Consider the following 21,696-nt stretch of genomic DNA (forward strand, 5'->3'; position numbering starts at 1 on the left):
ATATTTTGCTAACGCTTGCGGATCGGCGCTGGCAGGTAGCTCACCCAGAGCTTGCGCTTCTTGTAGCACGCGAGCAAAGCTTAACTCTCCTTTCTTCATTAACGCCTGGCTTTGATGTAATAACTCAGGACTGGTGTCGGTTAACTCAGCTACCGTTTTAACCAGCATACACATATCACTGGGCGCAGAACTACGATTGCTGATCACTACGCAGTGAATAAATGCCTCCAGACCGGCTAAAGGGGAGCCTTGCTGCCGGATTTTCTCCTGCAGTAGCGCATGCGTGTTGGCTGCATAATGCTTTAACGCTTCTTTAAACAAACCTTCTTTGCTACCAAATGCACTATAAATACTGCCTGGGCGCAGATCTACGGCCTGCTGAAGGTCACGCGTGGAAGTGGCATGAAAGCCTTTTTCCCAGAAAAGCAGCATCGCTTTTCTGATTACATCATCACGATCATATTTAGCAACATTTGCCATAATTATTTCCAATTTGAGCAGTAGTTCAATTTTAACTTGAACTACTGCTCAAGATCAACTAACCTTGCATTATTGAACAGTCGATCAAAATAGGAAACATTGATGAACAATCTAACCGTACATACCCGTGAAACAGCGCCTGAGAAAAGCAAAGCCCTGCTAGACAATTCAATTAAAGCATTTGGCTCTGTCCCCAGCCTACATGGCGTGCTGGCCGAATCACCTGAAGCACTTGAGGCCTACCAGTTACTCCACAAGCTGTTCCTGGCGACTTCTTTTGATGCGGAAGAACTGACCGTTGTATGGCAGACCATTAACGTTGAAAACAATTGCCACTACTGTGTACCAGCACATGCCGCCATTGCCAGGATGATGAAGGTCGACGATGCACTTACCGCTGCGCTACGCAGCCGCAGCCCTATGCCTACGCCTAAACTACAGGCCTTGCACGACACAACCTTGTTGATCGTCCGCAATCGTGGCCTAATCTCAGAAGCGGAAGTACAGAGCTTCTACGAGGCTGGTTATACGTCGAAGCAGTTGTTAGAAATTGTTTTAGGCTTAGCTCAAAAAATTATGAGCAATTACACTAATCATCTGGCAGATACGCCACTTGATGAGCGTTTCGCTGCATTTGTATAAACATAGTATTTGAAATATAAACCGGCGATGCCGGTTTATATTCTGTCATCTTTAGCCAAAACGACTTCTGAATTCACGGGGGGTCAGCCCCATTGTTTTAATGAAGATTTTACGAAATGCACTGACATCTTCGTAACCCACTTTTGTCGCGATAAGCTCAACGCTATCATGGCTGCTTTCAATCCAATCACAGGCTTTCTGAATACGCAGTTGCTGTAAGTATTGGCTGGGTTTTAGCCCTGTGGCTTTAACAAAACGCCTTAAAAAAGTACGATCACCTAAACAGCTCAACGCAGCCATATCACTCATTGAGATGCTGTTAGCAAAGTTAACCTGCAAGTGATGCTGTACATTAAGCACGGCTTTATCACCATGATCCAACGCCGGAATAAAGCTGCGATAATAACGTTGCTCCCGCGAACCCGTATCGACAATCAGATATTTACCCAACAATCGCATGATGCGCGGCTGGGTGAACTGAGCCACCAGCTCCAGCCCTAAGTCCAACCAGGCCATGAGGCCGCCCGCCGTGATGAGATCAACATCGTTGATCAGTATTTTATTACTGTCCAGATGGACATCGGGATAGGTCTTACTGAAGCGCTCACTCAACCCCCAGTGTGTCGTCGCCGGTCGCCGATCCAGTAATCCGCACGCTGCCAGAATAAACGCGCCCGCACAGACTGAACAGAGTATCGCCCCTTGTGCATGCTGCTGCAGTAACCATTGCCTGAGCTTGCTATCCGGGTTGAAGTGATACTCCCCCTCCAGACAAGGCGAAAGGATAATAGCCTGTAATGCACTGCCCTCTACCCCTTCCTCTGAAAGGCTTGGATCCGGGAGCGCTAAGACCTGCTCGATATCATAGATATCAATCTCAAAAGCAATATCCAGTTGCTGTTGAGCACAGATGCTATTGGCGACAAAAAACATCTCTTTCAGCCCCTGAACCGCAGATTGCAACGCTCCCGGATATTCAACAATGCCGATGCGGACCTGATTCATTGTCAATTTCGACCTTTTATATGCCAGTTATGACTCCAGTATAACGATCTGTTTCTGCCGATAATAGTCAGCACACCTGAACACTGACGCACCCGATAGGCAGGAGCCGTTATGACACACACAGCATTATTATTAATCGACATTCAAAATGATTATTTTTCAAAAGGAAAATTACCGCTCAGTGGCACTGAAAAAGCAGCAGAGCAAGGCGCAAAGCTATTAGCAGCTTTTCGTCAGCAAGGCTTACCTGTTGTGCATGTTCGCCATGAGTTTTTAACCAATGATGCCCCCTTCTTTTCAAAGGGGTCAGAAGGCGCGAAAATTCATCACTCAGTAACGCCTATAGAAGGTGAGCCGGTTGTTCTCAAACACAAACCCAACAGCTTCCTTAATACCGATCTTGAAGAGATCCTTAACAAACTGAAAGTACAGAATCTGATCGTCGTCGGTGCGATGAGCCATATGTGCATTGATGCCGGCGTACGCGCCGCGGTAGATTTGGGTTTTACAGTATCGGTAGCCCACGATGCCTGCGCTACGCGTGATCTGGAATTTAACGGAGTAACCGTACCTGCCGCTCAGGTTCATGCCGCCTTCATGGCAGCGCTTGCTTCTTTATACGCCAGCGTCAACAGCACGCAAGAGTTATTAAACGGTCTTAACTAGAAGATCTCGGATAAAGATACTCACACTTTCTGTGGATAAGTGTGTCGGTTTCGACGGGACATCTCTGTTAAAGCCCACAATAGTATGAATTGTATGATTGCTCATTTTTTGTCCAGGCAAATCATCAGAGCATGATAAAACAGGCCACTGCAGTTAAGTGGCCTGTTTTTCTACGCGAATCTGCTTTATAAAAAAGCTACGACTTAACTTCCCTTACCAGCACCAGAGCCGGCACCCATTCCACCCTGGCCCATTCCATCTTGGCCCATTCCGCCCTGACCCATTCCACTAGGCCCCATACCTTTTCCGCTTTCCATTTTGTGGCCTCTGGGTGGTACCTCCTCAGGAATACTGACACCTCTCTCTTTTGCACGTGCCACCATACGCTCATGATGCTCATACCTGATCTGCTCACGTTCAGCCTCTGTGGCAGCACTACGCATCTGAGCCCGATGTTGCATGCGCTCTTCTTCTGTCATCAACTGGCTACCATAAACTGGCTCTTGATCCCTGTCCTGATCACGATCCTGAGTTAAATCCTGATCTTCCTGCAACTGTATTCTATCTTGATCACGCTTTTGGTCTTGGGCATAAGTTAAACCGCTTGTGACCAACAAAGCGCTCATCAAAGCACTCTTCAAAGCATTAATAACTAATAGTCTTTTCATGTCAGCACCCCTGTTACATTAATTAATCCTAAATTAGATTCTATTCGACAAATATCCGGAGTTTACTGATATGGATCAATATAAAAAATCTTTAAAAACTCAAAAAACAGATCTTATTTCAGTATTTTAAGCATGAAAACCTGATTCTTTACTGCATAGCAGATGCCCTCACTAGACCTTGCTTATGCAACTCCCTAGAATCAGGTTATTCGGCTTTCTCAAAATCCTGATTATTAGTAGCTTCTACATTTATGAGTCATTAAATATGCGTGTTTTGCCTGTTCTGTTTGTTTTACTTACTCTGGTGTCACTTTCAGGCTGCGGTGAACCTGAGAAACCTGCTGCCTCCGATAAAGAGCCGAAAAAACATCTGGTCGAAATAATCACAGCCCAGCGACAAGTGGTAGCTATTGAAAGGGAAAGAACCGGGACGCTCAGAGCCGTGCAAGAGATACAGATGTTCAATCAGCAGGAGGGCCGCATTACCGCACTGCCTTTCTATGAGGGTGATCGGATTACAAAAGGCGATATTGTTGCTCGTTTAGATGGCCGTTTGCTGGAAGCGCAGTTAGCACGTGCGGTTGCGCTTCGCCGTAAAGCAGAAAAAGATCTGCAGCGGATCAGCGGGCTGGTCGAACGGCGCTTAACCTCACAAACAGAATATACCCGTGTAGAAACTGAACTGGCGGTGGCTAAAGCCGATGTGCAGATCCTGCAAACACAATTAGATTACACCACACTGCGTGCGCCTATTAACGGTGTTGTCAGTGCACGTTTAAGCGAGCCGGGCAATATCGCAGAACGCTATACACACCTGCTGACTATCTCCGACCAGAGATCACTTATTACTCAGGTGCCTGTCTCAGAATTGCTGCTGAATAAATTACAGCTAGGAGATCCGGTCGCCGTATCAATTGATGCGTTAAACGGCCAGCAGGCTCCCAATGATCAATCACTGCAAGGAAAAATCACTCGCATTTATCCTAATCTTGACCCTGTTACACGCACTGGCACCGTTGAAATCGCTCTTAACCCAACACCAGACGGAGCAAAACCCGGCCAATTAGCGCGGGTAAAACTGCGCACTCAGGAAGCCGAACGCCTGTTGATTCCTTTTGTCGCATTACGCCGTTCAGGCAAGGGGGAATATGTTTTCAGCGTGGATCAACAGGAACATGCACAAACGACAGCGGTGGTCAGCGGATTACGCATTGATGAGATGATCGAAATCCTCAGCGGCCTCTCTGCCGGTGACCGTGTTATCGTGCGCGGCTTTACTAATTTACGCTCGAACATTGCCGTTAACATTGTCACTTCATCTGCTGTCTCTTCACCTGCAGTCACTTCTGCTGCAGTCTCTGCTACTGCAACGGGCACAGCACAGTGAGCACTAACAAGGGAGGGCTGGCCGGCTGGTCTATTCGCCACCCGGTGGGTGTATCCATGATTGCGCTGGCAGTTATTGTTGTTGGAATGTTTACCCTCAGCCGGCTGGCGATTGATCTCTTACCACATATTATCTATCCCGAGATCCGTGTGCGGATTATCGATAACGGCGTTCCCACCTCTGTGATGGAAGATAAGATCACCCGGCAATTGGAAGAACAGCTGGCCATTACTGAGGATGTTATCAGCGTACAGTCCAATACCAGCCGCGGCACCTCTTCGGTTGATCTGGCTTTTAATTATGGTAAAGATATCGATATCGCCTTGCGCGATGCCAGCTCGCGACTGGATAGAGCCAAACGCTTCCTGCCCGACAGCATCTCCCCTCCGACTATCTTTAAACTTGACCCTTCGCAGATTCCGGTAATGGAGTTTGTTATCAACTCGCCATTACGCAGCAGTGCTGAATTACGCACCTGGGTGGATGACTCTTTCAGTAACTGGTTCTTAAACCTTCCAGGCGTTGCGGCAGCTGAAGTTGGCGGTGGCGTCTTGCGCGAGATTCAGGTCATTCCTGATCAACAACGCCTGGCCGGCATAGGACTTAACTATCAGGATGTAATCAGAGCACTGCAAACATCCAACAGTGACGAACCGATTGGCCGCTTACAGATGTCAGCCCATGAGATCACCGGTCGTATCAGCGGACGCTTTACCTCTCTGGATGAGATCAAACAGCTACCGATTGCTCAAAACGCGGGCAATACTGTCTATCTGAGCGATGTTGCACAGGTCATTGATAGCAGCGAAGATGAAAGGATTCTGGTGCGTGTCGATGGCATTGGGGGTATTAAATTATCCATCCAGAAACAACCGACGGCTAACACCACAGCGGTAGCTGAGGTGGTAAACGAGCGGTTAACCTGGCTGAAGGCACAAAAAATCTTACCCGCCGATATCTCCGTTGTTTTGGTCGCGGATCAATCTATCTATATTCTGCAATCATTGAAAAATGCCTCACTGGCAGCCATCAGTGGCGCTTTGCTGGCCATGTCAGTGGTGTATCTGTTTTTGGGTAATTTGCGCCGCACTCTGATTATCGGCAGCGCTATTCCGATTGCGATTATGTTTACCTGTGTGCTGATGGGGTTGGGTGGACTGACGCTGAACGTGATGACATTAGGCGGACTGGCATTGGGTATTGGTATGCTGGTAGATAACACCATCGTGATGCTGGAAAACATCTACCGGCATCAATGTAATCATGAAAAGCCTCAGGATGCTGCCACAGATGCGGCCAGCGAAGTGAATGGTGCCATTATTGCTGCCACCTCCACCAACCTGTCGGCGGTGCTGCCGTTCCTGTTTATTGGCGGCTTAACCGGCCTGTTGTTCAGTGAGTTAATCATCACTATCTCTGCGGCTATTTTTGCATCCATGATTATCGCTCTGACGCTGGTACCCGCCTATGCGGCTAAAGTCACCAGCCTAAGCAGTAACCGCATGCGCCGCTGGATAGATGGCGGCATTGAGCACCTGCAAGATGGTTACGCCAGCGTCATTGGTTTTTTACTGAAATTGCGCTGGATAGTTGTTGTTCTGTTTATAACAGGATTAACGCTAAGCCTGCCGGTTTTTATGAGCGGCAAACAAATTTTCCTCCCGGCACTGGATGATGGCCGCATCCGCGTGGTGGTGTCGGCTGATGTAGGAACGTCACTGGATGAGATGGATCAAAAAGCTCAACTGCTTGAGGAGATTTTTTCAGCACAGCCGGAATCAGAAACTGTTTTCACCTTGGTTGGTGGTTCTGTTTTTGGTAGATCACAGCGTGAAACCCCCAGCCGTTCAACAATCATTGTGCAGTTAAAACCGCTATCAGAAAGATTTGTCAGTAGTGACGAGTGGATGACACGCGTCAATAAGCTGGTTAATCAACAGCAACTCGCTGGATTTAAAGTGCGGATGTCTCAACGCGGCATTCGGGGTATCCGCACCAACCGTGGCGATGATGATATCAGCCTGCGTTTGCAGGGAAATGATCTAAGCATATTGAAACAACAAGCTGACATGGTTGCTGATAAAATGCGCGCCATTCCAGGGTTGACCAATATCACGCATTCAGCAGAAGATGAGCAATTTGAGGTTGCTATTAAGCTGGATCGTAAGCGTGCGGCATTACTCGGGCTGAATTTGCAAGACCTGACCGAAGCAGCGCAGATAGCCCTTCAGGGTAAGGTGGTCAGTGACTATCTTACCGGCGACAAATCCTATGATATCCGGCTGCGGTTATCCCAATCGGCGATTACCAGCCCACAGGATCTGGAATCCATTATTCTGTTTCCGGCCACGAGTGGGGCACCCCCGCTGTATCTTGGCTCGGTTGCCGCTATCCAGTTACTTGAAACACCCGATACCATCATGCGCGATAATCAGATGCGCATTGTCGAACTCTCCGCTTCTCTGACAGAGGGAATGACCCTGGGCGAAGCAGTCGGAGCACTGGCTGAACTGCGACAACAACTAACACTACCTGAGGGATATATTCTCTATGACGGTGGTTCACAAAAAGCCTTGCAAGAGCAGCAGCAACTTACCAGTATTCTCATGTTACTTGCATTGTTTCTGGTATTTGTAGTGATGGCCATTCAATACGAATCATTACTCAACCCATTAATCATTATTCTCAGTGTTCCATTTGCTGCGATTGGCGTGTCGTTAGGCATTCAGGCGCTGAGTTTGCCTTTATCCATGCCCGTGTGGCTCGGCATGATCATGTTAGTTGGCATCGTTGTGAATAACGCGATTCTGCTGGTGGAGTATATTGAAATTGAGCGACAGCAGTACACTGACCTGACTCAAGCCATTATCGAAGCCGCTCGCCTGCGGCTACGCCCTATATTAATGACAACCCTGAGTACCGTTGTCGGTATGTTGCCACTGGCGATGGGATGGGGAGATGGCGCTGAAATGCTACAACCTTTAGCAATAACCGTTGTCTGGGGGTTGACTTTCTCAATGCTGGTAAGTCTTTTACTCGTTCCAATCATGTACTATTTATTGCATTCTGTTAAACAGACAAACGTTATCAACCCATTCGTCGCTAAGGAAGGATAGGAAAATGGCTTATAAAAAACGTTTTTGGATTGTCCTTGTTGCCTTGATAGGCATACCTGTTCTGGTACTGCTGGCCAGTATCGGCATCTATCGGTTCAACTTTACTAATGCCGATATTTACATGGAGTTAGCCGATGGTGAAGTCGTACAGTACGATGATCTGATGCGTGAAATTGAAGAGCACGGCTACTCAAAAGTCATGCTTTCACTGTTTAGCATCCGTACGAAAGAAGATCTGAGGATTCAGCTTCCTGAGCAGCCAGCAGAAACTCCTGTTTGGGTTCCTCTGCGCAATATAGACAGCCAGGCGACCCATAGGAGTGCCGTGGGCGACTACACGCTAGCAGAAGAGAGCGGTACTGTTGCACTGAGCTATGACACGGTTCAAGCCCTGAATCCAGTAACTGATAAGCAAACAGCCGAAAACCAGCACACCCTGTTTATCGCACCTTTCAGCGTATCTGATCAAGGAACGGGGCTTTTTTATTATCTGGGACTTTTTGAACAAGACAATCAAAAAATGTCTGTTCACCACCGGGATAGCTTCCTTCTCGGTAATAGAGTTAACATCGTCAGCATTCAACCTGATAACCAAGGGCGATCCGTTACGGTTGAATACATGGAACGAAATACGGATAGCAATGCTGGCTTCACCCCACAACAACCCGTCAGTGTTACGGTTAATGTTGCGACGGACCCTGTGCGTTTTAGCGTCACACCCTGATACCATGCCTTGTGCCTGCGCTTCTTGCTGTCGACTCCTGCTGACTTAAGAAGGGGTATTCCTTCAAGGGACTATTGATTCAAGGGACTATTTTTTTTCAAGGAACTATTTTTCAAAAAACTATTGCTGCTGGACCATTAATAATACCTGTACTGCGGGTCTGTTATAACGTTCCAGTGCTGAGTGTAACGATGCCGGCACTGACGCAACCCGACAAAAGCCAAGCTTCGAATAAAATGCCTCAAGATGAAAATAAGCAAAACAATAACAACCCTCAAGCACCCCGGCACATTTCAAATACTGCAGGAACTGGCTACCCAGACCCTGAGCACGCAACGCCCTTTCAATCCAGACACCGCGTAACAACATCAAACCGCCTTGCTGACAAAGGCGTGCTGCACCGATGATCTGATCATCACCCTTGGTCATTAGCCAAACATTGTCGGTTGCTTTTACCTTGCCCTTGTAGTGATTACGCTTATAAAACTGAGTCAGCGCGGGCCGTTGCTCTGGCAGCAGTGGCTTTACCTGATAATCGGCCATACTTCACGCCCCCCTGATAACCAGCAACGATACGCACTGGTTCTGCAAAGTCAGCAGGCATTATACCTAATTCATTGGCGGATACAGGAGGAACCAATCAACGAAGAAACAGTATTAAAGATACCGCACTAAAAAACGAAAAATACCCGCAATAGCGGGTATCTTAGTCAATCACAGTTTATCTTTTGCTTTGCTCGTCATTCATCAGATGACGGACTTTCATAAAACCCCATACCATTGCACCTGCCATCGCTGCAACACCTAGCAAACTGGGTAACAGAGTTTCAAAAACATAGGGATCAACACCAAACATAACTATCACCTCATCGAGAGTTCTTTATCGTTGAGGGGAGATTACACGTGAAGACATTAGAAAAAATTGATATAGCTCAATACTTGTTATCGCGCATAGAAATAAAAATATAGCTAATTGATATAAATCAATTTAAAGCCATTAATCCGTCTCCCCAGCTATATTCTGCGGTTACTGTAGAGCCACCCCCACTGTAGATGAGTGACTGGCACAATGCCTCAACCAGCATAATTCCACGTCCTGCTAAGCCTGTTTCATCATCCGCCCTTTCTGTAATCCGGGCCAACCACCAAGCATGATCAAAACCTGAGCCACTGTCCTGAACTGTGATTTTCAACAGGTTTGATTGCCCTGCAGCCTTTACAGATGTCAAATGAATACTGACATAACAGCTACTCTCTAATTGCTCCAGGCTGGCTTCTCGTTGCGCAAAATATTCTGTAAAACCACCCGCGGATGACTTAAGAGAAGAAGGAAGGTTGAGTACACCATGATCTAATGCATTAACAAATAACTCGGTCAGAATCGTAAAAATGTCATGCCAGTGTTCACCAGGCCCTTCTACTTCCTGAAGTTGACTTAACGCAATAGCAACAGGATTCACACGCCTCAAATTATTTCCCTGTAAACATATACTCCATGTCCAACCAGCACTCTGCTCCTCCTGCACGAGGGCCTGGTTTACACCAGGCTCTGCAAGTGCAGGTGCAATCATCTTAATCCGTCCGGGGATTTCGATCAGCGAGATATCATCATCCTGCTCATGCCCTTTCAGAAAAGTATCAACTGCACGCATAATGCGCCCTAACAAATCATCTTCACGGCAACCCAACTTAGCGGCCCACAATAGCCGTTGCTCACCAAAGTATTCACCATCGTTATTGCGCGCTTCAAGCACACCATCACTGACCAAAAGAATCTTGTCATCCGGCTCAAGCTGAGTGAATGTAAAGTTCATATCTGGCATATTTGGAATAATACCTAAAGGCGGATCGCCCGATTCAATGCGCTGTCGTACCTCACCATCAGCAGAGAGAATGAGGATATCCGGCATGCCACCATTCCAGATTGTACAACGCCCGTTGCCGGACATTGTCACCATACTCGCGGCTAAGAATAATCCGGTTGGCAGCAGCCCGTGCAACTTCCGGTTTATCTGTGCTATTACCTGCTCTGCTTCATAGCCTTTGCGGGTCATCGCTCTGAACGTTTCAGCCAGAGGCAGGGCCCCTACCACGGATGTCAGTCCATGACCGGTAAAATCACCCAGTAGAATATTGATATCGCCATTGGGTCTGATAGCTGTTATCTGCACATCACCACTGAAGGTAGCAGCGGCTCTTTTATGCAGCTTAATCTGATCAAATGTTATATTGTCTTTCTCTATCGCATTACTGAAAATATCCTCTGCGATATCTTCTTCGTGCTGTCTTAGCATGTATAAACGCTGCACCTCACGATAAAGATCACTGATGCGTTGTATCGCTTTAATTTTTACGCGTAATACTTCATATGAAAACGGGCGGTGAATGAAATCATCGCCACCCATTTCAATACTGCGCCGGATAACATCATCGCCATCCAGCCCACTGATCATAATAACCGGAACGAAGATCTCTCCGGCAGCCTCTTTAATTAAACGCGTCGCTTCAATGCCATCCATATGCGGCATGGCGATATCCATCAGCACTAACGCGGGTAAATGTTGGCTAAATAAATCGACTGCTTCCTGGCCGTTGCTTGCCAAAATAACGTCAAATCCGATCTTCACAAGCATGGACTGTAACAACTCACGATTGATTAATTGATCATCAACCACCAATACTTTTTCTCTGGCAACCGGATAGTCTGACATATGGCTTTTGCTCACGCTCGACTCTCAGCTCTTAATTTTCAATCGTAACGAAGCGATCAAAGTTGGCAATTTTAAGAATTTTTGCAACCGCTGGATGTGGCTTACAAATAATCACACTGCCACCCTTTTTTTCAGCATGCTCTTTTAACAATAAAACCATGCCCAGAGCGGAACTATCCATATAGGTTGCCCGACTCAGATTAATGGAGTAGATGACACCCATCTCATTTACCATTTGATAACTATTGCGGAACGACTGATGTAATCCATAATCAAAACGATCTGTGATATTAATCATAACCCGCTTGTTATCACTGGATACTGCACTGTTGATGGGCATAGCTACTTCTCATTTTATTTATCTGATTATCTATCTGGCCAGCTTTAATGCTTACTAGTCCGTTAGTAAAATAGCTCCTTAAACAATTTCAACGCCTCCGGCCTTCAGGCCTGTCTGGGTAACAGTACGAGCGGCACTCCTTGATTGAACCTCCTCTCGCAACATGCGACAGCGTAGCGACAAATCGTTAAACTGTTCCTCCATCTGATCCTCGTTATCAAACTTAATCTGATGCATCTGATCAGCGATTTGATTCAATGTATTAATATTATTATGTAAAGATGCCAGCGCCTGTGACGAGATATCCTCAAATTGTAAAGAGCGGATCGCATCATTAACAGCACCATCCAGTTGCTCACCTAATACATTCATCATGCCGGCATGCTCAACCACGTAATTATTAATCTCAGCAACATTTGCCAACATGGATCCGACACGCTCTTTGGTCGCTAAGGTGTCGGACACATCCGTCGCTGCAATTTTAGAAACTGTTGCGTGCAACTGGGTTATGGTGGCTTTTGCGGTCGTTATACGTTCCCGAATCTGACAATTTAAATCAGCCGAACTAATAGACAAAGAGCGCACTTCATCCGCTACCACTGCAAACCCACGGCCCGCTTCACCCGCTCGCGCGGCTTCAATACTCGCGTTCAATGCTAACAAGTTAGTTTGTGAGGCCAGACCTTCAACATTTTCAATGAGCGTAAATATGCCATCCAACTGTGTGACCATATCATCGATATGGTGAACAGTGTCCAGGCTATTACGACTCATGGTCATCATCATATCGACAAACTGATCAAGAACACTACCTGTCTCAAATAAGAAAACCGGCATATTAAAATGATCATCATCCTTCGCACTGTCACTCGGATTTGTCTTGCGAATTAATTCCTTAATCAGTTCTCTTTGCTGGTCAGAGTACATATTTACATTATGAAAGCTGTCCCCTAAAACCTGAACGGCTTCCTTAATAATGGTATCGATGCGCACCGCTTCCTGATCAATAACAATGGCTTCATGATTGAGTATCTGTTTCATCTCTTCACATACCGGCTTAATGCTTTTGAATCGCTGTGCAGCCAATACCTGCTGACGATGATTTTCGGCAATACCCGCCCTGTCTTTACGTGATTGAAACGCCGTGAAAATGGTCCCGAAAACTAACCCCGCCTCGGCTCCCCAGCGCAGACCAGAAAGTCCTACCCATTCAGCAATGATCAGTAATAATAAAAAAATCGCTACTATGAATATCCCTACATATTTACTCATCATTTAAATCCACTGTTTCTAACGACATGCTTATGATTTTTGTAGCCACTCTACCAATGACTGAGAAATTTCGTTCAGCGGCAACACCTCTATCGCAGCGCCTAATTTAACCGCTGAACCAGGCATGCCCCAAATCAAACTGGTCGTTTCATCCTGGGCTATGGTATACGCGCCCGCTGCTCTTAGCCTCAACATAGCCTCTGCCCCATCACTGCCCATTCCTGTCAGTAGAATGGCTATTGCCACTTCAATATGCGCGCTCAGTAAAGAATCAAACAGTACGCCAACCGACGGTTTATGACGGTTAACCAGCTCGCTGTCTTCTACTTTGCAAACTAAAAAAGCCCCCTGTCTTTTCACTTTCAGATGTTTACCACCGGGTGCCAGATAAGCAACACCCGACTCGAGCCTCTGCCCATCTGTTGCCTCAACCACTAAAATGGCACTCTTGCGGTTAATCCGACTGGCCAGGCGCTGACTAAAAGAAGCGGATATATGCTGGACTATAACGATGGGAGGAGTATCAAGCGGGAGCACCGAAAGCACATCTTGCAACGCTTCGGTTCCTCCGGTCGATGCTCCAATAGCAATCACCCGATGCCCCTGAGCTTCTTTTAGGTTCAGCCTATCTAGTATAGACATCGATTCGTCACGTAATGCGGGGCGTAGACTAATAGCTATTTTATTTTTCAAACTTGCTGCTGCTTTTAACTTGTCTTTCAGTTCTGCAGAAAAGTCTTCAGCGGCTATACCCTGTGCACCCAGCAAAGGCTTTTGCATATAATCGACCGCACCTGACGCCAGTGCCTGCAATGTTGCATCAGCACCTCGTGCGGTAAAGGTTGATAACATAACGACGGGCAGTGGATGTAAGCGCATCAAATTACGCAGGAAGGTTATTCCATCCATTTTAGGCATTTCAATATCGAGTGTCAGCACGTCCGGCTTTAGCACTTTGATCATTTCACGAGCTTCATACGGATCATTAGCCGTACCGACAACCTCGAAAGCAGGGTCGCCCGATAAAACACTTGTTATAACCCGGCAAACAAGCATCGAATCATCGATTATTAAGACTTTCACTCGTTCCATTAGTATCCTTTTCAATCCATCAGAATAACTCTACTGCGCCACCAATTTGTGATGAGGCCAACCTCTGTTTTAGCCTACTCTCAACCTCAAATAGTTTACTGTTATGAATAGTACCGAGTTTTTTTACCAGCAAGCGGCCCTCCTGAGGGAGATAAACCACATTACGAGGATGCTCTCCTCCTGTATCGGCTGAAGCAATATCAAACCCTTCATAGTTCAGGTATTGCGTCACAAACCTGACATTTTGATCACCGATGTCTGTCATACCACGTACCATATTCCCTCCACCGGCAATTTTGATCTCAAGCCGCTCTTTACGCCCACCATGTTTCATGATTTCGTTAATCAGCTTTTCCATGGCATAAGCACCATAGCGTGTAGCGTCAGAGAGAGCCGCGACTCGGTCATCATCAGAAGCAGGAAGAAGGAAATGATTCATTCCACCAATGCCAGCGACAGGGTCTCTGACACACGCAGCAACGCACGACCCGAGTAAGGTAGTTATCGCTTCATTAGTGTTTGTGACATAAAGCTCACCCGGTTTTATTTTCACAGCGAAACAAGAGCGCTGCTGCAACCAAAACCGATTAAAATGCTCAAATCCAGGCAAAGTCTGCCGTGGTGACTCACTGCGTTGAAACACATCCCGATACGACACCTCAGTGATCCTTTTGATAGATTGTATTGCCTATCAGCTTAAACCTTGCGGTCAAACGAAAAGGTGATTCAGAATGCCCTACAAAAAGAAAGCCTCCTGGTTTAAGTAAGTCAGCCATTCTTTCCAAAAGAATCGCTTGCGTGGCTTTATCAAAATAGATCATTACATTTCGACAAAAAATCACATCCAGTGGCCCTGTCATAGGCCAGGAATGCATCAGATTCAGCTCTTTAAATGTGATAATCTGACGCAACTCCTCTGCAACCAGAACCTTTCCTGCATGCGCCCCCCGGCCTTTTCTGAAGAAGCGTGTTTTAAATTCCTGAGGCATCGTATCTATCCGATCTAAAGCATAAACCCCGGTTTTTGCTGTATGTAAAACGGCAGAATCAATATCTGTTGCCAGAATTTTAATATCCCAGTGACTTACATCAACAGCCGATGAGAGACACGTCATCGCCAGGCTGTAGGGCTCTTCTCCCATTGAGCAACCCGCCGACCAGATTCGCAAACGTTGCGCTTTACTCACATCAATTTCAGGCAAAACGACATTTTCCAGAAACTCAAAATGGTGGCTCTCTCTGAAAAAAGCCGTCAGATTAGTCGTCAATGAATTGATGAATAATGAAAACTCTGCTGTATTCCTTTCCAGATAGGAAAAATATTGTGCAAAACTGTTAAGCGACAGCGCCCGTATACGCCTGACCAGACGGTTATAGACCATATCTTTTTTATAATCCGATAAGGCGATCCCGGCATGCGCATAGAGTTTCTCACGAACCCTTTCGAAGTCCTGATCCAGAAAAACAAACTCACGCCCGATTAAACCTGCAGTATCGTCCTTTACCGTCATGTTTACATCCTTCGAAGGCCCGGCGGTCATTAGCAAATGACTAGAATTCTTCCCATTCAGAATCATCGGGCGTCTCTTTCATCACAATAGCTTCATTTTTATAAGCACCTTTCATAGGAATAACACTGGCAACGGCACGGACTGACGGCTTGTTTTGCCAAATATTACTTTTGATTTTAATCGGCGCGGCTTTGGGTGTACTTGCTTTGACGACATCAGCTACTTTAAAGACGTTCACCAACTGTTGCAGCTGCTGCGCCTGCTCGTCCATTGATTCAGATGCAGCGGCAACCTGTTCAACCAATGCCGCATTCTGCTGTGTTCCCTCATCCATCGCTGTAACGGCAATATTCACCTGCTCAATCCCGCTGGCTTGCTCCCGGCTGGCCTGAGCAATTTCGTGAATAATTGAAGAGACTTTCAATACACCCTCAATGATCTCATGCAATGCGCGACCTGATTCATCAACATAACGCCCACCCTCTTCTACTTTTTCGACACTATCACTAATCAGGTGTTTAATTTCTTTAGCGGCACTGGCACTTCGTTGCGCCAGATTTCGTACTTCCGTGGCAACGACGGCGAACCCTCGTCCCTGCTCACCTGCGCGAGCCGCCTCAACAGCCGCATTCAGCGCCAATAGATTGGTCTGAAAAGCAATCTCATCAATGACACCAATAATTTCTGCGATTTTTTTAGAACTCTTACTGATATCGCCCATGGAGCTAACAACTTTTTCCGAGATAGCACTCCCATCATCTGCCAGTATTTTTGCCTGCTCAGCCAAGCGGCTCGCTTCCTGCGCATTCACGGCATTTTGTTTAACCGTAGCCGTCATCTGTTCCATGCTTGCGGCCGTTTCCTGCAAGCTGATGGCCTGACTTTCAGTCCTCTGACTCAATGTAGCATTACCATGCGCTATTTCAGATGCGCCAGTGGTAATATTTGCTCCCGCTGAACGTATCTCGCTGACTATATCCTGGAGCTTACGCATTGAACTATTCAGAGCATCGTTCAGCTCTGCATATTCACCAGAGAAATCCCCTTGCATATTTTGCATCAGATCCCCATCAGCCAGCGCTACCAGTACACGTTTTGCTTCACGCATCGGTTCAACAACGGTATCCAGCATCTCATTAACACCCGAAGCAATATTTTGCATAAAACCTTCATAGGCAGAGTCATCCAGCCGCTGACTTAAATCACCACGGGAGGCGTCTTGAATGAGTTTCTCTATCGCTTCTTCAGCCTGTAACTGATCGGTCAGATCTTTCCACTCAACAACGGTACCTAAGCGTTCCTTATCGGGTGCATACACAGGGTTAGCCACCAGAATAAACGTTCGCCCCCCCACTTTAATGCGGCTTTCAAAAGAGGTCTCTAATCCTGACAGCAATCTTTGTTGGTGTTTTGGATCGGTATGAAAAGCATCGATATTTCCACCCAATAATTTCTCATAATCAAAGGTGGGGAGGTCCGTACAGATATCTTCTTGCGCAATACTGAACATCTTAAGAATGGCATCATTAACATAAATAATCCTACCGGTCGGGTCTGCCATCATCACATTTGACGACACACTATCGAGCGCCTGAGTAATACGACTGGACCGTAACGCTTCAAGGCATGACTCATTTATTTCAAAACCCAGCTTAATCGCAAGTGATTTCGCTGCTCGATTCAGATCCCCCATTTCCCCCTGATTCTCGACCTCTATATCCGTATGATAGTCACCTCCACTGACCCTTTTTAAGATAGAAATGGTCTCATTTAACGGCTGCTTTACATAGATACGGATAGAGGAGATCGATCCGTAAAGCATGATACAAAAAGCCGCAAAAGGGCCGAGTGCGGTCAGCATCGGATGGCCTGAACCATACAAGCCTGCGCTGATAATTAACATCACGAGAACCGATAGAAAGGCCCAGTTATATATTTTTTTATCCAGCACCTGAGTAGGTATTTTGGCCGGATCTGAAAGCCTGGTCTCTTTATTCCGCAATTTCGTGTACAGCACTTCAGCCGAGTGACGTTCGACATCCGTCGGCGAAGTCCTGACAGACATGTAGCCAACAATTTGCCCTTTTTTATAGACCGGTGTCACATTCGCTTTTACCCAATAGAAATCCCCGTTTTTACAACGGTTCTTTACCATTTTGCACCACGGACGACCTAGCTTCAGAGTTGACCACAAGTCCTCAAACGCCTCTTGTGGCATATCCGGATGGCGAACAACATTATGATTTTGTCCCACCAACTCATCTTCACTAAAACCACTGACCAGAATAAAAGCAGGATTCACATAGGTAATTCGCCCTTTAAGGTCTGTCTGGGTAACAAGTTCCTGCCCCGGCGTTACATGCCGTTCCTGATCTGTTACTGGCAAATTAATTTTCATGACATCCACTCCTTAAAGGCGACTCTTATAGCCAATTCATTTTTGCCGAATAACAATAAATACTTACTCATTAAGATATCCTGTCTGAGTACAGGCAAGGGCATCGGCGTTGAGCAGATAATCGATATCCAACAGGATAACCATCTTGTCTTCGACCGTTGCCAGTGCTTCAATAAATTTTGGATCCGGGCCTTCGCCCATCAGCGGTGCAGGATTAATCGCTTCATTCATAATATTGTACGTATCAGCAACCGCATCAACGACCAGTCCCATGCTGCGCTGGCGTTCTTCACTTTTAATCCAGACGAACACAACAACGGTGGTGTGATTGTAGGCTTTTGTTTCGAAACCAAAGCGCTCACGTAAATCAATGATAGGGATAATCTCACCACGCAAATTAAGTACACCTTTCATGTATCCAGGTGCGCCAGGCACCCTTGTTACCGGCATCCAGCCGCGAATTTCCTGCACCCGTAAAATATCAACTGCGTACTCTTCATTCGCTAAAACAAAGGTAAGAAACTGTTTGCTTTCGCTGGATAAAGTCAACTCAGTTTCTGTCATAGCCAAACCTTCATTTGCTGAGCGTCAGCATTGTTTTTATTCCTGCGTGATTGCTTTTTATTAGCACCATCGAGTCCCATTTTAATTAAGCTCGCGACATCAAGAATCAGAGCCACCTGACCATTACCCAGAATCGTGGCGCCAAAAAAACCATCGACCCGCTTATAATTGGTTTCCAGGCTTTTAATCACAACTTGTTGCTGTCCTTGTAGCTCATCGACAATTAAACCCGCTTTTTTTCCACCGCCTTCAACAATAACCATCAAACTACTGGAAAAATCTTTGGAAAATCCCTCCAAACCAAATAGGCTACTCAGGTGAATAACCGGCACATATTCATCCCTGAACAAAAACAACTGACCGTGACCTGCTACGGCATTAAGCGCTTCGGCGGACACCCAGATAGATTCAACAATTGAAACCAAGGGGATGATATATGCTTCCTGCTGGAGCTTTATTAGCTGGCCATCTAAGATAGCGAGCGTTAATGGCAGAGTAACCGTGAATGAAGAACCGATGCCGGCCTCGGAGGTCACCGAAACATGCCCGCCTGATGACTCAATATTACGCCGGACTACATCCATGCCAACGCCCCGTCCTGACAGGTCATTGACTTCATCAGCTGTTGAAAAACCCGGCAAAAAAATCAAATCATGGATATCTGCTTCACTTAGCACCTGATCACTACTGATCAAGCCGTTTGCCAATGCTTTTTCACGTATTCGCTGTGTATCCAAACCCCGACCGTCATCCTTGATCTGAATAATAATGAAACCACCCTGGTGATAAGCATTAAGATCAACAGTTCCACATTCCGATTTTCCGGCAGCCAGTCGTTCCTGCGGTGTTTCCAAACCATGATCCAATGCATTGCGTACCAGATGCAGTAACGGATCACCGATTTTTTCCATCACTGTTTTATCCAGTTCTGTCTGTTCACCGCAGAGTTTCAGTTCAACCTCTTTGCCTAGCTGACTACTGACATCATGCACCAGACGTGGAAATCGATTAAACACAAAACTAATAGGCAACATCCTGATCCGCATCACTTCTTCCTGAAGATCCCGGGTGTTTCTTTCCAGTTGCAACAACCCATCATTCAACCGGTCAACAGCGGGATGTTCCAAATCAGCAAGCTCCGAACCGACTTGCCCCAACATGGATTGCGTGATGACTAACTCGCCTACGCGGTTAATCAGGCCATCAATTTTATCGATGCCGACTCTGATTGAGCCCGCATCACTCTGACTTTTTCTGACATTGTCCTGGGATTTTGCAACCGATGGCGTCTCCCCACGCCCGGCAGCAGCAATACTGATAGAGGCTTCAGGCGCGAGACACTCAGTTATAATAGTTTCAGCTAGCGGGGCTTCATCCGCCACACTAACTGACACATCACGCTGAGGGTTTTGAAAACCAACGAGGTGCTCTTGAAAAAGGGAGTCCGGCTGAGAATTAACAGCCCGGTTATTATCCGCTATGGCAGTTATTGTAAGCTCACAGTCATCCTCTACCCACTCGAATACTTCACGAACCGCCGCCTCATCACAATCGCTATAAAGATCCATATTCCAAAATAGAAACAGCTCTTCCGGGTTTAAATCAACTAATGCAGGCACCTTAGCGGTACAGGCATGAACCACTAACTCACCACACTCAGCTAATGCCGCCATCATCAGGATGGGCTCGTTTCCAGTCATCAACAAATGCTGAGCCGGTTTGAACTCAATATGCCATCCACTGTGATTAACTTCGCCAGCCGAAGAGACATCCTCTGGCAAATTATCATTTTCGCTACTGACACTGTGCGTAATATCTGCTTTTTCATTTTCGGCATGAGTGAGTGCGATCTCATCTCCTGCTAACACCATTTCTAACTGCTTAAATACCTGGTCAACCTGCGGGTCATTACATTCAGTGTTATCCCGTGCGGCTTCAAGTAATAAGCGAATACAATCAACGGATGATAACAACAGGTTTTTCAGGGTGTCAGTAAACGCTCTACGCTCTGCCCGAAGTTCATCCATGAGTGTTTCAACGACATGGGTAAAGTCAGTAATATCTGTAAAGCCAAAAGTGCCGGCTCCACCTTTGATTGAATGCGCGGCCCGAAAAATGGCATTAATAGTTTCGCCATCCTCCGTATCCAGATTCAACAGGCCCGATTCCATCACCTCTAACCCTTCGAAGCTTTCTTCCAGAAATGTAGGGATGAACTGGGACAGATCTATGCTCATAACGGCTTACCGCACAACACGTTTTAAGGTTGATAACAAAGTCTCAGGGTTAAAGGGTTTAACCAGCCAGCCCGTTGCTCCGGCAGCCCTTCCTTTCTGTTTCATCTCTGAGGAGTTTTCTGTCGTCAGCATCAGAATGGGGGTAAATTTAAACGAGGGTAGTTTTCGCAGTTCACTACAAAGCAAAATTCCATCCATTATTGGCATATTGACATCCGTTAACACCAGATCACATACAGCTTCTCTTGCCTTGCTTAACGCCTCTTCTCCATCAGCGGCTTCTACAACGTCATATCCGCGTTGTTTCAGAGTAAAAACTACCATATTACGTAAAGAGGCTGAGTCATCAACAACCAGTATTGTTGCCATTTACAATCTCCAAAAAACCAAAACCTATCGCGGAATATTTAAGGCATCACACATACCCAACCAACCGGCATTACTGACTAAAAGTTCTGAAGTCCCTACCCAGCAGATATCACCGCCTTTTTCCTGTAATGCTTGTTTTACAGAAAAAAGCAGTTGAACTCCCGCCGAGTCAATTTTCTTCAGCGCAGAAATATCCAGTTCAAGCACAGACGAACTATTCACCTGCGAGATAAATTCCGCTTTGCAATCGGCAATTTCAATAATAGTCAGTTGCTCAGGCAAGACCATAAGCCTACATCTCCTTAGTGAACTACTTAAAAGATAGTCCAAATCCTTAACTTCAGAGCCATATATGAGCATTTTTATCTTTTTAGCGAAACTTTTGTATTTATGCTCACCACGATATCCGAATTCCCCGCCTTAAAAACGCATTACATCCCTGTTCTCAGGCTCAATAAGAGAAATCAGAAAGAATAATCAAAAAATGATTTTGAATGATTGGTAATTAAATTCC

At 46.3% G+C, this 21,696-nt stretch carries 21 protein-coding genes; 5 read left to right on the forward strand and 16 right to left on the reverse strand.

Annotated elements, in window-relative coordinates; translation table 11 throughout:
* Positions 1–480, reverse strand: a 480-nt coding sequence (locus tag ABY436_RS08960) for a TetR/AcrR family transcriptional regulator (RefSeq protein WP_372738634.1), incomplete at its 3' end; no start/stop codon positions are given.
* A gap of 102 nt (positions 481–582) precedes the next feature.
* Between ABY436_RS08960 and ABY436_RS08965 the strand changes: the two genes are divergently transcribed.
* Positions 583–1,122, forward strand: a complete 540-nt coding sequence (locus tag ABY436_RS08965; RefSeq protein WP_372738635.1) for a carboxymuconolactone decarboxylase family protein — start codon at positions 583–585, stop codon at positions 1,120–1,122.
* Between the two features lie 51 nt (positions 1,123–1,173).
* Here ABY436_RS08965 and ABY436_RS08970 read toward each other — a convergent pair whose 3' ends face one another.
* On the reverse strand, positions 1,174–2,127 hold the full coding sequence (locus ABY436_RS08970) for a GlxA family transcriptional regulator (RefSeq protein ID WP_372738636.1): 954 nt from the start codon (positions 2,125–2,127) through the stop codon (positions 1,174–1,176).
* Between the two features lie 111 nt (positions 2,128–2,238).
* Here ABY436_RS08970 and ABY436_RS08975 point away from each other — a divergent pair, with 111 nt between their 5' ends.
* The gene (locus tag ABY436_RS08975; protein ID WP_372738637.1) at positions 2,239–2,793 is read left to right on the forward strand and encodes a cysteine hydrolase family protein; all 555 of its coding nucleotides are present in this window, start codon (positions 2,239–2,241) and stop codon (positions 2,791–2,793) included.
* Between the two features lie 203 nt (positions 2,794–2,996).
* On the opposite strand, the gene ABY436_RS08980 is transcribed toward ABY436_RS08975, so the two are convergent.
* Entirely contained in the window at positions 2,997–3,461 is a 465-nt protein-coding gene (locus tag ABY436_RS08980) for a hypothetical protein (RefSeq protein ID WP_372738638.1), read from the reverse strand.
* 265 nt (positions 3,462–3,726) lie between these two features.
* On the opposite strand from ABY436_RS08980, the gene ABY436_RS08985 reads away from it, so the two are divergent.
* The 3 genes from ABY436_RS08985 to ABY436_RS08995 are packed head-to-tail and all read left to right on the forward strand — an operon-like array spanning position 3,727 to position 8,688.
* Positions 3,727–4,848, forward strand: a complete 1,122-nt coding sequence (locus ABY436_RS08985) for an efflux RND transporter periplasmic adaptor subunit (RefSeq protein ID WP_372738639.1) — start codon at positions 3,727–3,729, stop codon at positions 4,846–4,848.
* Positions 4,845–7,964: an efflux RND transporter permease subunit gene (locus tag ABY436_RS08990; protein WP_372738640.1), complete on the forward strand. Its 3,120-nt coding sequence runs from the start codon at positions 4,845–4,847 to the stop codon at positions 7,962–7,964. The genes ABY436_RS08985 and ABY436_RS08990 overlap by 4 nt, the downstream gene beginning before the upstream one ends.
* Positions 7,965–7,968: 4 nt before the next feature.
* Positions 7,969–8,688, forward strand: coding sequence for a hypothetical protein (locus ABY436_RS08995; RefSeq protein ID WP_372738641.1), 720 nt, complete (start codon positions 7,969–7,971; stop codon positions 8,686–8,688).
* 120 nt (positions 8,689–8,808) lie between these two features.
* Here ABY436_RS08995 and ABY436_RS09000 read toward each other — a convergent pair whose 3' ends face one another.
* The 13 genes from ABY436_RS09000 to ABY436_RS09060 all read right to left on the reverse strand — a co-directional run bounded on the left by ABY436_RS09000 (position 8,809) and on the right by ABY436_RS09060 (position 21,470).
* Complete coding sequence (locus ABY436_RS09000) at positions 8,809–9,231, reverse strand: GNAT family N-acetyltransferase (protein ID WP_372738642.1); 423 nt, start codon at positions 9,229–9,231, stop codon at positions 8,809–8,811.
* A 178-nt stretch (positions 9,232–9,409) separates the two neighbouring features.
* Positions 9,410–9,544: a hypothetical protein gene (locus ABY436_RS09005; RefSeq protein WP_372738643.1), complete on the reverse strand. Its 135-nt coding sequence runs from the start codon at positions 9,542–9,544 to the stop codon at positions 9,410–9,412.
* A gap of 127 nt (positions 9,545–9,671) precedes the next feature.
* Complete coding sequence (locus ABY436_RS09010; RefSeq protein ID WP_372738644.1) at positions 9,672–11,414, reverse strand: SpoIIE family protein phosphatase; 1,743 nt, start codon at positions 11,412–11,414, stop codon at positions 9,672–9,674.
* A gap of 16 nt (positions 11,415–11,430) precedes the next feature.
* Positions 11,431–11,739 carry an STAS domain-containing protein gene (locus tag ABY436_RS09015; RefSeq protein ID WP_372738645.1) on the reverse strand — a complete coding sequence of 103 codons (309 nt, stop codon included), beginning with the start codon at positions 11,737–11,739 and terminating at the stop codon, positions 11,431–11,433.
* Positions 11,740–11,817: 78 nt separating this feature from the next.
* The gene (locus ABY436_RS09020) at positions 11,818–13,014 is read right to left on the reverse strand and encodes a methyl-accepting chemotaxis protein (RefSeq protein WP_372738646.1); all 1,197 of its coding nucleotides are present in this window, start codon (positions 13,012–13,014) and stop codon (positions 11,818–11,820) included.
* Between the two features lie 27 nt (positions 13,015–13,041).
* Positions 13,042–14,103: a chemotaxis response regulator protein-glutamate methylesterase gene (locus ABY436_RS09025; RefSeq protein WP_372738647.1), complete on the reverse strand. Its 1,062-nt coding sequence runs from the start codon at positions 14,101–14,103 to the stop codon at positions 13,042–13,044.
* A 19-nt stretch (positions 14,104–14,122) separates the two neighbouring features.
* Positions 14,123–14,761, reverse strand: a complete 639-nt coding sequence (gene cheD, locus ABY436_RS09030; RefSeq protein WP_372738648.1) for a chemoreceptor glutamine deamidase CheD — start codon at positions 14,759–14,761, stop codon at positions 14,123–14,125.
* 1 nt (position 14,762) lies between these two features.
* Positions 14,763–15,614: a protein-glutamate O-methyltransferase CheR gene (locus ABY436_RS09035; RefSeq protein ID WP_372738649.1), complete on the reverse strand. Its 852-nt coding sequence runs from the start codon at positions 15,612–15,614 to the stop codon at positions 14,763–14,765.
* 40 nt (positions 15,615–15,654) lie between these two features.
* Entirely contained in the window at positions 15,655–18,012 is a 2,358-nt protein-coding gene (locus ABY436_RS09040) for a methyl-accepting chemotaxis protein (RefSeq protein ID WP_372738650.1), read from the reverse strand.
* 63 nt (positions 18,013–18,075) lie between these two features.
* Positions 18,076–18,576: a chemotaxis protein CheW gene (locus ABY436_RS09045; RefSeq protein WP_372738651.1), complete on the reverse strand. Its 501-nt coding sequence runs from the start codon at positions 18,574–18,576 to the stop codon at positions 18,076–18,078.
* Entirely contained in the window at positions 18,573–20,813 is a 2,241-nt protein-coding gene (locus ABY436_RS09050; protein ID WP_372738652.1) for a chemotaxis protein CheA, read from the reverse strand. The genes ABY436_RS09045 and ABY436_RS09050 overlap by 4 nt, the downstream gene beginning before the upstream one ends.
* A 6-nt stretch (positions 20,814–20,819) precedes the next feature.
* The gene (locus ABY436_RS09055) at positions 20,820–21,182 is read right to left on the reverse strand and encodes a response regulator (RefSeq protein ID WP_372738653.1); all 363 of its coding nucleotides are present in this window, start codon (positions 21,180–21,182) and stop codon (positions 20,820–20,822) included.
* Between the two features lie 24 nt (positions 21,183–21,206).
* The gene (locus ABY436_RS09060) at positions 21,207–21,470 is read right to left on the reverse strand and encodes a lipid asymmetry maintenance protein MlaB (protein ID WP_372738654.1); all 264 of its coding nucleotides are present in this window, start codon (positions 21,468–21,470) and stop codon (positions 21,207–21,209) included.
* Positions 21,471–21,696: the final 226 nt, after the last annotated feature.

Source organism: Neptunomonas sp., assembly GCF_041601355.1.
Lineage (GTDB): Bacteria > Pseudomonadota > Gammaproteobacteria > Pseudomonadales > Balneatricaceae > Neptunomonas.

Bases quoted from the DNA above. Each gene is read 5' to 3' on its own strand.
- ABY436_RS08965 (WP_372738635.1), top strand. From the start codon at position 583: ATGAACAATCTAACCGTACATACCCGTGAAACAGCGCCTGAGAAAAGC.
- ABY436_RS08970 (WP_372738636.1), bottom strand. From the start codon at position 2,127: ATGAATCAGGTCCGCATCGGCATTGTTGAATATCCGGGAGCGTTGCAA.
- ABY436_RS08975 (WP_372738637.1), top strand. From the start codon at position 2,239: ATGACACACACAGCATTATTATTAATCGACATTCAAAATGATTATTTT.
- ABY436_RS08980 (WP_372738638.1), bottom strand. From the start codon at position 3,461: ATGAAAAGACTATTAGTTATTAATGCTTTGAAGAGTGCTTTGATGAGC.
- ABY436_RS08985 (WP_372738639.1), top strand. From the start codon at position 3,727: ATGCGTGTTTTGCCTGTTCTGTTTGTTTTACTTACTCTGGTGTCACTT.
- ABY436_RS08995 (WP_372738641.1), top strand. From the start codon at position 7,969: ATGGCTTATAAAAAACGTTTTTGGATTGTCCTTGTTGCCTTGATAGGC.
- ABY436_RS09000 (WP_372738642.1), bottom strand. From the start codon at position 9,231: ATGGCCGATTATCAGGTAAAGCCACTGCTGCCAGAGCAACGGCCCGCG.
- ABY436_RS09005 (WP_372738643.1), bottom strand. From the start codon at position 9,544: ATGTTTGGTGTTGATCCCTATGTTTTTGAAACTCTGTTACCCAGTTTG.
- ABY436_RS09015 (WP_372738645.1), bottom strand. From the start codon at position 11,739: ATGCCCATCAACAGTGCAGTATCCAGTGATAACAAGCGGGTTATGATT.
- ABY436_RS09020 (WP_372738646.1), bottom strand. From the start codon at position 13,014: ATGATGAGTAAATATGTAGGGATATTCATAGTAGCGATTTTTTTATTA.
- ABY436_RS09025 (WP_372738647.1), bottom strand. From the start codon at position 14,103: ATGGAACGAGTGAAAGTCTTAATAATCGATGATTCGATGCTTGTTTGC.
- ABY436_RS09035 (WP_372738649.1), bottom strand. From the start codon at position 15,614: ATGACGGTAAAGGACGATACTGCAGGTTTAATCGGGCGTGAGTTTGTT.
- ABY436_RS09040 (WP_372738650.1), bottom strand. From the start codon at position 18,012: ATGAAAATTAATTTGCCAGTAACAGATCAGGAACGGCATGTAACGCCG.
- ABY436_RS09045 (WP_372738651.1), bottom strand. From the start codon at position 18,576: ATGACAGAAACTGAGTTGACTTTATCCAGCGAAAGCAAACAGTTTCTT.
- ABY436_RS09050 (WP_372738652.1), bottom strand. From the start codon at position 20,813: ATGAGCATAGATCTGTCCCAGTTCATCCCTACATTTCTGGAAGAAAGC.
- ABY436_RS09055 (WP_372738653.1), bottom strand. From the start codon at position 21,182: ATGGCAACAATACTGGTTGTTGATGACTCAGCCTCTTTACGTAATATG.
- ABY436_RS09060 (WP_372738654.1), bottom strand. From the start codon at position 21,470: ATGGTCTTGCCTGAGCAACTGACTATTATTGAAATTGCCGATTGCAAA.